This window comes from Aquaspirillum sp. (genome assembly GCF_055136605.1).
The window spans coordinates 1-11198 of sequence record NZ_JBSQVP010000069.1 but is presented as its reverse complement, the minus strand read 5'-3'; the positions used below and the strand labels follow the sequence as shown (position 1 = coordinate 11198).

The following is an 11198-nucleotide window of genomic DNA, read 5'->3' as shown; positions in this document are numbered from 1 at the left end:
GAAAAAACGATGGTCTGCCACAGATCACAAGTTGTCGGCTCATCCCCATAAGGTCAGTGCGGTTTTTTTAAAATAAAAAATGTCAAGCCAAAACTGTGGGCTTGACATTTTTTCATCTGCAAATGGCAAAAAACTACCTATTTGCTGTGCATGACCAGAACATCACCCGTTTCGCCTTGCAGTAGCCGTTGCTGGTGAAGTTGGATTAACGGGTCGGCTGGATAGCGGGTGGCGAGGGCGGTAATGTGTGCTTGCAAGGCAGGCAAACTCGCATCGTCATTGGCGCTGGCTTGGAGTTGTTGATAAAAAGCTTGGTAGTCTGCTAAGGGCGCATCTTGCTCTGGTCGGGCTGCCGCAACTGGTTCGAATACTTGCAACGCCTGTCGTTTCCCTTTTAAGACCAGCTTACCCACGGGTCGGGCTGCGACTGTGTCAGCACAGGCATGGAGCACGGCCTCTGACACACAAACCGTTGTGCCAAGGTGTTTATTAACACTTTCTAAACGAGCGGCAGTGTTCACTGCATCGCCCAAGGCGCGATAATCGAAGATGGTTGACCCACCGAAGTTGCCAACAATCACTTCACCACAGTGCACCCCAATTCGTGTTTTACCAAACTGAATCCCTTTTGCTTGTAGCGTGGCGGCATAGCGGCTGGCAAAAGTGTGCATTTCTAAGGCACAAGCGAGGGCGCGGGCTGGGTGATCGGCTTGCGGAACGGGGGCAGAGAACATAATCGCCACGGCGTCGCCGACAATCCGATCTAGCGTACCTTCATAGCGAAAAGCAATCCCAATCATTTCGTCCAGATAGGCATTCAATAACGCTACGGCTTCGCTGGGGTCGATGCTTTCCATCAGCGAAGTAAAACCTGCCAAATCGGTGAAGATAAAACTGCATTGCTGCCGCCGGCCTCCCAACGCCATTGCATCAGGGTGGTCGACAAGATAAGCAACCCGATTAGGTGAAACATAGCGTGAGAAAGCGTCTTTAATCCAACGCTGTTCGCGTTCGCTTAGCCAATGATGAATTAAGCTGCCCAAGATAAAAGTCGAGAGACCCACGATGGCCGGGGTGAGGCTATTGAGTAAGAGCTGCTGATCACGGAAGGCGAACCAACCGCCGCCTAACACGAGGGCCAATAACACGCTGGTCACCAAGGCGGCAATCATTGCCCCTAGCCGCAACGAGACAAAGCCAATCGACAAAGTTACCAGCAGCAGTGTCACCACTTCAGCCGCCTTTGCCCAGCTAGGCCGTTGTAAGTAATGTTCGGTCAAAATTTGTTCTAAGGCTTGGGCATGGGCTTCCACCCCCGGCATGATGCGGCCCAAAGGGCTAAAACGTAAGTCCATTAACCCTTGGGCAGAAGCCCCAATCAGCACCAGATGTCCCTGCAATAGCTCTGCCGGCACCTGACCGGCCAATACTTGCCAAGCCGGTAGATAACGCCCAGCAACTGGCTCGGAATAGTGCACCCACATCTCACCGTGGGCGGTGGTGGGCACAGTGAAATCGCCGATACGTATCTCGGCAAGGCCGGTGTCTGCCTCATCTGCGGCTTTGAGAATCAGATTTTTTGCCCCTTGTCCCACGCGCAAGGTTTCGGTCACCAAAGTAGAAACCGGCTGTCCTCCGGCACTTAATACCAATGGTACCCGCCGCACCACACCATCATTATCAGGGACAAAAGATAAGGCACCGTTACCTTGTGCCACTTGTTCAAACTGCGATAGCGAGGTCACAGCGGCAGCAAAGGGATGAAACCAACGGTCGGGAGATTGACCTGCATGGATATACCGAAATGGTCGTGCCGGTTGTTTGGCTGTTGCTGTGGCCGTTCGTTCAAGGGCAAAACCCAAGACTACCGGCGCTTTTGCCATGCTGGCGGCAAATTGTTGGTCATGATCGGGTAGTTGCTGCAGTTTATGTTGCCAATCATCAGGCAATGACCATAGCTGTGACACTGTTTGCGGTGAGGTGCGATCCGGTTCAGCAAATACCACGTCAAAACCAATTGCAGCGACGTCGGCTTGTCGTAGCTTATCTACCAATTCGGCCATCCGTGTCCGAGGCCACGGCCATTGCCCTAAGCGCGTCAAACTTGCTTCATCAATATCAATAATCCGCACGGGTACGGCTTGATAGGGGCGAGGGTGCCAACGTTGATATTGGTCAAAAACTGCATTGCGTAGGGTTTGCAATGGCAGGGGATCGGCCAATAACAACCCGATTCCCAACAGTGCAGCGACAATAGGCCATAACCAAGACAGGCGTTTTAACAAAGAGGAAGACATCGGATATCACCGATCAGCAGGCGGGAGGAGACAAGACGGGGATACCGTCTTGTCAGATTAACGAATGGAGATTTCGACGCGGCGGTTGCGCGGTTCGGCAGTGTTGTCAGGTGTTTTTACGAGAGGGTTACGTTCACCGTGTGATTCCACTGTCAGGGCGTGGACTTTTAACCCTTGTTTTCGCAATAAATTAGCAACAAATTGTGCGCGTTCTAACGATAAACCACGGTTGTATTCTTTATCGCCGACGGTATCGGTGTGACCAATCACTGAAACATCCACTGCTGGCCGTAAGCTCACCGCTTTTAATACTTTAGGCAGTAAAGCGGCAGATTCGGCAGTGAGGTCGGCCCCACCTGATTTGAAATACAGCAAAAAGCGTTCTGGGATCAGCGGACGAGCCGCAATCGCTGCACCAAAATCACGTTGAATTTTGTCACCTGAAATCGCTTCTGGCGCTTTAGAACCATCTAAAGGTACGGCAGCACTGACTTGGTCGATGACCTGTTGCCCTTTTTTACCAGTCACAATCACTTTGCCGGTAGTGCCATCGGGATTCGGCAGCAACACCACATAAGAATTGGCACAGCCAACTAAGCTAGCCGCTAACGCCAAGGCGCTTAACCGTTTAATCAGTGTGGTCATCATCGTTATTCCTCCACTTTAACCGCAAACTGTGTGCCTCGGACGCCAATGGTGCCAGTGGGGGTGGTGACGGTGACTGCCGAAGGTTGTAATTTGGCAATCACACCAGAGACATAATTCAAACTGCCTTTGGTAAGTTTGCTGCCCAATTTCAGTTTGTTTTGGCTGGGGTTGTAGAGGTATTCATCAACCGTTAATTCGGTTTCAGGGCCGAATGACATCACGGTTTCATCCTTAAAGGTGATGCCCATACTGCTTTTCGCAGCAGTTTTTAATTGGCTGCCTTGAAAGATCGCGGTACCCACTTCGGCTTTTACTTTTTTACCAGCGGTGGTGATGGTGGCTTCACCGTTGACGGTTTTGACATAGCCGATGGCATTGGCATCGGCTAAGACTGTGCTGCTCAACAGCATCCCTGCAAGCAAGATAGCGGTACGCATCTGTTTTCCTCTCTGAAGATCAACGCTTATTGGCGGGGGGTGAGATAAGGCGTGATATCCACCTCATCAATCTGCTCTGGTTTTAAGAAACGCTCGGCATAACGCCGGTACACCCCCGAAGTCAAAAAGAGGTCGAACAATTCGCCATCGATATGCTGATCTTTCTTAAAGAAAGACAGAATTTTGATCGATTCTGACAGCGTTTTGGCCTTTTTATAGGGGCGATCAGAGGCCGTTAAGGCTTCAAAAATATCGGCAATAGCCATAATCCGTGCTGGTACCGACAACTGTTCTGCTTTTAATTTACGCGGATAGCCGGTGCCAATCAGGGTTTCGTGATGCGTGCCGGCATATTCAGGGACGCGCTTAAGATGTTTCGGGAATGGCATATTTTCTAGCATCACTATCGTTTGAATAATATGCTCATTGATTTTGAAACGTTCTTCTTCGGTGAGGGTGCCACGGGCAATTGATAAGTTATACACCTCGCCAAAGTGATAGAGATGTTGTGGCACTTTAATTTCAAAGCCATATTTTTCATCAAAAGCGCGCCAATCGACACGCGGCAGAATATGCCAAGGCTTGTCATCCAATAGTTTTTCGATGGCGGGTAAGCTGGCCGGTGGGTGGGCCTCATAACGGCGCAATTCCTCATGCGACAGACCCAGTCGGTCATCAAAATGTCGCCACCACGTTTGTTGTGCAATCGCTTTGACACGGTCGATTTTTTCCGCCGCCATAAATTCACCGCCAATATTGCACTCGGCAATAAAGGCAAAATCATCTTGTAATTGTTGCTGACGCATCACCAACGCCGCATCAGCGTCTGCCACCGGTTGCCCTGCAAGAATGGCCTGCAAACGGGCAATTTCTGCATCACGCCACAACACTTCAAACCGAGTGCGAATTTCGTGAATACGGTTATAAATGGTCTCGAGTTTCGTGGCCTTATCCACCACATATTCTGGCGTGGTCACCTTGCCGCAATCGTGTAGCCATGCGCCAATTCGGAATTCTCGCCACTCGTCTTCATTGCGGAAAGCAAACTCGGCCAAGGCGCCTTGTTGCACTTGGCAGGCTTCCTCCGCCAACATCACGGCCAGTTCAGGCACACGGGCACAGTGGCCACCGGTATAGGCACTCTTCGCATCAATCGCGCCAGCAATGATTTTAATCATCGAGTCCATCAGCACTTTTTGTGCCTCTACCAACTGGTGATTTTCCAATGCCACAGCAGACTGCGCCGCCAATGCTTCAACAAAAGTGACCATTTCTGGTGGAAATGGCACGATTTCACCACTCAGAGGATCGACAGCATTCATTAGTTGAATCACACCAATCACCTCACCATCACGCGGTGACAAAGGCACGGTCAACATCGAAATGGTACGGAAACCAGATTCTTCGCTAAAGCGTTTGGTACCACTTAAATCAAAGCGGGTTTCGCTATACACATCATCAATCACCACCGTTTCGTTATGCAGCGCAACATAACTTGACACATAACCCGTCATTGGGGCGCCGGTGTCGGGGTGATACAGCGGTACTTCAAAATCGGGCAATTTATCGGCATTGGTGCGCATGGCAAAGCGCAGCGTATTGCGCTCGGTTTTGAGATATAACGTGGCAGCGGCACAATTTGCCAATTCACGCCCACCATGCAGGATATGGCTGAGCAGTTTTTCGCGGTCGTGTTCTTTGGCTAACAACAAACCGTTGCGGACCAGTTGGGCAAGTTTTTCTTGTGCTTGGTTGAGTTCTTTGGTTTTTTGCTTGATGGAGTGATGCATCACTTTCTGTGCATCGTTGAGTGCATTGATTTCATATAAAAAAGAGTCGGATGTTTTGGGATCTTCTGAAAAATCGAGGGATTTAATTCGTTCAGAGTTGCTGGCCAATAACACCAAGGCTTTTACTACACGTCGTGAGCCTAAAATCGCTAACGGCACCAACACCAATAGCACCAAAACCGAGATCAGCAATACATCACCACGCGCTTTTTCAATTGGGCCGATAAAGTCACTGACCGGTGCCAACATCAACACCTGAAACTGGGCTCCCGGAAAGGCTTGCGCGCGTTGGCGAATGACGACAAAACTTTGTTGAGCGTTGCCATCAAGCGGTAACTGAATCAGCTTGGCCTGTTCTTGCAACGGTACTTGATTGAGGCGAGAGAAAGCAGGATGTGTCAGTTGTTCTAATTTTGTCAGTGCAGATAAGGAGAAATTCTCTAATAACTGACCTCGCACACTGTGGGCAATCACACGATTTTGCGAGTCCAACATCAAAATAGCGGCATTGTTCGACAGAGGCAGCTCGGCGATAAATTTTTGTAGCGTGGCTAAATTGATATCCGAGCCTAATACGCCGTTTTTATGCAATAAAGGTTGAGAGATGGTGATTCCCAAATCGCCAGTCGAAGCAAACACATAGGGGTCGGTAATAATCAGTTTTTGTTGTTGATTGGCGCTAATAAACCACGGCCGCTGTGTCGGTGAATAGGTTGCCATTGCTTCACTGCGGCCTAATAGCTGGCGCTCGCTGCCTAAAAACTCCCATCGTTCAACACGACGGTTGTCCTCTTGCGTGATACGGCGAATACCAAACCAAGTGCCTGCAGGGGCCTTGAGCGCGGTCAGCACTTGTGGGTGATTACGGATGGCAATGGCTTGCACGAATTCATTATTTTGTAGTGCAAAAAAATGGCCGTAGAGATTGTCGTCTACTGCCAGTGAACTGATAAATGCCGAGATCACCCCATCGGGATTGATTCGCTGATGGCTATCAACAAATAAACTTGGGTTGGCGTGGCTTTGGGTCGTAACGAATTTTCCTACCCCGCCGACTAAATGCAGCAGTTGTGAAGTGGCTTGTTGTGCGACGGTTTCAAAACGCTGTTTGGCATTTTCTTCCGTAAGATGACGAAATTTGCCCAATACGGTTAACAAAAACACCAGCGTAAGAATCAACACAATCGTGATTGTGGTTCCTAGCACCCAATGTTGAAAACGGATATTTAATTTCACAGTTGTCTCACAGGCAAAAAATCACACACAGCAGCACATCAAACAGATCATTCTTGGCGCAAAATCAATAAATAAGCTTTTTTTATCGGTAAACAACAAATAACAAGTCAAAATACTAAACAGACAGTAAATTATGCCATAGGTCATGTTATTTTTTTGATTGAGAGAACATTAAATCTTCTGTCGGTGCAACAGATTGAGCTTGTATAACCACAGCAAACTACGAAATATCAGCTTTTGTCGTATGACAGGAAACTGACTGACCAATTGTCGTGCTGATCGTGGTTGTTCCGCTAGTTGGTCTAACAGCGCGGACAACTCAGCCTCGCTCGGCAAAATAGGTGTTGCATGTTCCACCATACTTAACTGCCAATAAGCGTGTAATCGTTGTTTGCTGACCGCCACCTCTGCATCCACCAACGCCAACACATGATCTGGATGTAAACAAAGCGATGGGTAACCGCGAAAAGCCTGAAAGGGATCAAGACGGGCCGGCCAAGTGGCGGGTTTCGGTTCGCCAGCGGCATGACGTTGTTCGGCCAGCGTAGCCCATAGCTGTTGATAACGGGGAATGATGTGTTGCCAATCGTAATGTTGTTGTGCCCGTTGTTGACCTGCGGCTCCCATCATCTGCCGCAATTCCGGTTGCGTTGCCAGTAATAACAAAGCCTCACTTGCTGCTGCTACATCAACCGCCACTAAGCTCGACACCAACCCACAATAACGATCATAGCTGTCAAGCGAGAGGGCATGGCGCAAAGCCAAATTACGTCCCAGTCCTGCTGGTGGCATGGCTGTATTCACTAAAAAACCATCCACCCCATCACGCACGGTATCGCGGTAACCATCCCAATCTGATACCACCACCGGCAAGCCTGCTGCCATGGCTTCTAATGGTGTGATACCGAATGTTTCTTGGATGTTGTCTGACAGCGAACAAAAAATATCTGCCGCCGCCCATGCTAAATCGCGTTGCGCCGGTTGTCGTCCATCTAACTGTTCGATGCGTACCGCAGGGCAAGCCAGTTGTGCCGCTTGTCGAAAGGCATCTGCAATCGCTTGATTTGCGTGCCAACCACATTCCACTAACACCAGTGGGACGTTGATTTGCTCCGCTACGCGTTGCAGGGCTTGATACATGGCTAAAGGATGTGCTTTGGCATGGAATGACAACCGACCCATATACAACACCACGATGCTATCGGGTGTCAGTTGGAGCTGTTGTCGGGCGCGTTGTTTTTGATCGGTTGTGAAGGTGAAATCTTGGCTGTGGATGCCCAGCGGAATGACAGGCAGTTGTGGCCAGATAAAATCCTGACAACGCAGCCGTTGCCGTAGGTAGTCTTGCTGTGCATAAAGCATCTGTTCAACATGGCTTTTCACTGCCTGAGAGGTACAGATGAGCGCATCCCACGGTTGTAACGGGGCGGTGAGATAGTCAGTGATGTTATCCATTGCGCCAGCACTGGCGGTGGTATGGGTAATACCACATAAGCTCCATGCGTTATGGCCATAGGCGGCGCGTTGCCAAGCCAAAAGGCCAAGGCTGGGGCTAGGATAAAAGAGACAACCCGGTTGTTTCAGTTGGCCAAGGCTGCCTTGGTGCAGGTGATGTACGGGTAACTGTGGCCGCCATTGCTGGGCATGACGCAGAAAGCTCGGCATATCAGCCGCTTTTTCGGTCAACACCCAAAAGGCATCGCTGCTGCTATACCGTAAAAAGCCCCGTAAAAACGAGGCACCTGCCGCATGGCGACCCATGATATTTTGTTGTGGGGCGACTTCAAACGCATCGGGTTGGTAATACAGTGCAGCAGCAGACATGATGCAATTCCTAAACCAATCAAACAGAACTGCATCATGCTAATCATAAAATCAATTAACCTAAAGTAGTATCCAACACCATCATCAGCGCAAAGCCCACCATCAAACCCAAGGTTGCTGCAGTTTGATGGCCGTGGCGATGGGTTTCCGGAATCACTTCGTGGGATACGACAAATAACATCGCCCCAGCGGCCAAACCCAAACCAATCGGGTAAGAGATAGCCAAACCACTCGATAACCCCAAACCAACTACCGCCCCGATGGGTTCTAACAAACCGCTGGCCGCAGCGACCATCACTGCCAACACTGGCTGAAACCCAGCATTACGCAAGGCTAACGCCACCGCTAAACCTTCGGGGATATCTTGCAGGGCAATCGCTGTTGCCAACGGCAGCCCGACAGCAATATCACCTTGCGAAAACGCGACTCCAATCGCCATTCCCTCCGGCAAGTTGTGTAAAGCAATCGCAAATACAAATAACCATACTCGACTGCAACGCTGATAACCTGGGCCACAAGGGCCGGTTTGTGGGTGTTCGTGAGGTGTGAATTGGTCTAAACCCAACATCAACAACACCCCTAACGTCATACCCAACACCACGATGCCAGCGCCAGCCATCGGATGGTTTACCAAATTTTCAGCCGCCGCTAAGCCGGGCAATAACAAGGAAAAAGCACTGGCAGCCAACATCATCCCCGCTGCGGCACCTAATAAAGCATCTTCAACCTGTTGCGGCAATTGCCGCAATACCAACGCGGGCAATGCGCCCAAAGCTGTTCCAGCAAACCCTGCTGCACCGCCTAACAAACCATAACCAGCAGCAGTGCTGATGCCCTCGGTGCTGAGTTGCCAAGCACTTTGCCACAACAATAACAATACCAGTGCCATCGCCAAGGTTAAGCCGGCGGCTGTCCACGGGTGTTGTGCCACGTGTTGCCACCAGAGTTGGCCAAAGCGGGATTCAGGCTGAAGTACCGCGCTAGGTGTTTTCATGATCTTGCCCCTGCTGCTGTCTTGATATCTTTTTCCAGTGTGGCAGCGATAGCAAACAGAGGGAAGTTGTTTTAATTTATCTAAGCAATAGAAAAATTAAAATCATTGCTTATAGCTATTAACACGTTGTAAACAACGTTGATAACGGCCTTCGACGCGTTCGGTAAACCATTCTGTGGTGAGGCGACGACTGATTTTTGGGCTGTTTAAGTGAATATACGGCACCACTTCCCGCGCCATTTTCCCTTGGCTGGTTTGATCGGCAAGGCTAAACACACGTTGATACAGTCGAGTTTGTTCAAAGCTGTGGCGTTTTTCTTGGGCTAAATCGTGGTCGATCTCTTGTCGCGATAATCCCAAGCGACTGGCCAAAGGATACAGCCGTTGTTGTGTTTGGCTGGCTTGGGCAAGGGCTTTGCCATCTTGATAACGCAATAAATCACCATCGGCTTGCAACGGCTGGCCACTTAAACGCGCCACGGCCAGTTGAAAAGCGGCGTTGCGTGAGGAGTAATGACCCGCATTGAAATCAGCAAAACGATAGCGCATGTGTGAATACGACACCGGATGTTCGAGTAAATGGGCGATACCAAAATACAATCCACCACGGCGGGTAAAGGTTTCTTGTCGAATATCGACCCGACCATAGGGGTAGGGTTTTTGTCGGATGTGTTCTTGTGCAAAGGCAATGCTGACCTGCATTGGGCCAGCAGTTCGAATCGGATTGTTCATCGACAGTTTGTCGCGTACTAACGGAATGCGCTCCATCATCTCTTCATATAAAGCGTTCAGTTCCCGTTCGGTACGCAAGCTATCAATGCGCGCTTTATAGCTGCGGCCATCGCGAGAGGGAATGAGCAATGCTGTCTGCACGGCCAACAAAGGCACCCCATAGCGTCCAGCTCGCTGTTCAATTTCGCGCCAGACAATTTGGCTGATACCGGCCACCACTGGCTCGGCTTGCCAATTCGACACTTGCTCGATCACTGCTGCTGTTGCACAAAAATAGTCTGCTCGATAGGGCAGTTTTAAGGCAGTAAACGCTTGTGCCATATCTTGTGCCCATGCACCACGTTGGCTCACCGATTGTGGAATGACTTTATCTAATAGTTGCCGTGCCTCGGTTTCAGAGGTTGCCGTGGGGTAAGGTGAACGTGGTGGCGGTGGTGGTGTGCTTGGTGTGGGGGAGGGGGCTGGCGCCGGTTTGCTGGTCGGCGCTGTGGGTTCGTGGGTTTGACTGATAATCGGGGCCGGAGTGGGCGTGCTGATAAGTTGTTGCGTGGCACAACCAGCCAATAACCCTACTGTTGAAATGGAGATAACGATTTGTTTTAACACAAAAAATACTTTCTGATAAAGAAACACCGCAACGGTGCAAACATTGACTTCCTCCCCGCCCTAAAGAGCGGGGATTCCTGCTGCCAGACGGCGAAGTCCCGCCGCGAGAATGTTTTTGGCAGCGTTGGTATCGCGGTCGTGTGTTGCACCACATTCGCTGCAAATCCATGCTCTTATTCGCAAACTTGCTCTACCTTTCGGACTGCTGGCAGGAATTTTCCCGCAGCACGAGCAGGTTTGGGTTGAAAATGCTTCGTTGATTTCCTCGAACACCACACATTGCCTCATGGCTTTGTACTTGAGTTGTGTTCTGAACGTTGTCCACGCCGCATCGTGCACCGATTTTGCCATCGGTGTTTTTGCGAGTGCCTTGGCGTTCACGTTACCAACGAAGATGATGGCGTGAGCTTTGACAAGACGTGTCGTTTCTTTGTGGATGGCATCTTTGCGCTGGTTGGCAATTTTGGCGTGTATCGCTCTCACACGGGCTTTTTTTCGTGCGCGTTGCGCAATACCAAGCGCTGCCTCAGATTCGCGATACCACTGTTTTGGCTCGAATTTGCCGCCGTTGCTGTCTGTTGCAAGGGTTTTTAAACCGAGATCAATCCCGATGGCTGACGCGCCATATTGAACC

8 protein-coding genes are annotated in these 11198 nt (G+C 50.2%); all 8 read right to left on the bottom strand.

Annotated elements, in window-relative coordinates:
* Positions 1 to 137: 137 nt before the first annotated feature.
* Positions 138 to 2297: a CHASE2 domain-containing protein gene (locus ACTBZS_RS10470; protein ID WP_463044076.1), complete on the bottom strand. Its 2160-nt coding sequence runs from the start codon at positions 2295 to 2297 to the stop codon at positions 138 to 140.
* A gap of 57 nt (positions 2298 to 2354) precedes the next feature.
* Positions 2355 to 2945, bottom strand: coding sequence for an OmpA family protein (locus ACTBZS_RS10465; protein WP_463044075.1), 591 nt, complete (start codon positions 2943 to 2945; stop codon positions 2355 to 2357).
* 2 nt (positions 2946 to 2947) lie between these two features.
* Entirely contained in the window at positions 2948 to 3382 is a 435-nt protein-coding gene (locus ACTBZS_RS10460; protein ID WP_460430550.1) for a FecR family protein, read from the bottom strand.
* A 26-nt stretch (positions 3383 to 3408) separates the two neighbouring features.
* The gene (locus tag ACTBZS_RS10455; protein ID WP_463044074.1) at positions 3409 to 6408 is read right to left on the bottom strand and encodes an HD domain-containing phosphohydrolase; all 3000 of its coding nucleotides are present in this window, start codon (positions 6406 to 6408) and stop codon (positions 3409 to 3411) included.
* A gap of 171 nt (positions 6409 to 6579) precedes the next feature.
* Positions 6580 to 8232 (bottom strand): glycosyltransferase family 4 protein, encoded by a 1653-nt coding sequence (locus ACTBZS_RS10450; protein ID WP_463044073.1) that lies wholly within the window; start codon positions 8230 to 8232, stop codon positions 6580 to 6582.
* A 55-nt stretch (positions 8233 to 8287) separates the two neighbouring features.
* Positions 8288 to 9226 (bottom strand): ZIP family metal transporter, encoded by a 939-nt coding sequence (locus tag ACTBZS_RS10445; RefSeq protein WP_463044072.1) that lies wholly within the window; start codon positions 9224 to 9226, stop codon positions 8288 to 8290.
* A 102-nt stretch (positions 9227 to 9328) separates the two neighbouring features.
* Positions 9329 to 10564 (bottom strand): DUF1615 domain-containing protein, encoded by a 1236-nt coding sequence (locus ACTBZS_RS10440; protein ID WP_463044071.1) that lies wholly within the window; start codon positions 10562 to 10564, stop codon positions 9329 to 9331.
* Between the two features lie 60 nt (positions 10565 to 10624).
* The coding region (locus ACTBZS_RS10435) for an RNA-guided endonuclease InsQ/TnpB family protein (protein ID WP_463044070.1) at positions 10625 to 11198 on the bottom strand (574 nt) is incomplete at its 5' end.

What these genes read in the sequence shown, in the direction of transcription:
- ACTBZS_RS10470 (WP_463044076.1), bottom strand. Translation starts at nt 2,297, where the DNA reads ATGTCTTCCTCTTTGTTAAAACGCCTGTCTTGGTTATGGCCTATTGTC.
- ACTBZS_RS10445 (WP_463044072.1), bottom strand. Translation starts at nt 9,226, where the DNA reads ATGAAAACACCTAGCGCGGTACTTCAGCCTGAATCCCGCTTTGGCCAA.
- ACTBZS_RS10450 (WP_463044073.1), bottom strand. Translation starts at nt 8,232, where the DNA reads ATGTCTGCTGCTGCACTGTATTACCAACCCGATGCGTTTGAAGTCGCC.
- ACTBZS_RS10460 (WP_460430550.1), bottom strand. Translation starts at nt 3,382, where the DNA reads ATGCGTACCGCTATCTTGCTTGCAGGGATGCTGTTGAGCAGCACAGTC.
- ACTBZS_RS10465 (WP_463044075.1), bottom strand. Translation starts at nt 2,945, where the DNA reads ATGATGACCACACTGATTAAACGGTTAAGCGCCTTGGCGTTAGCGGCT.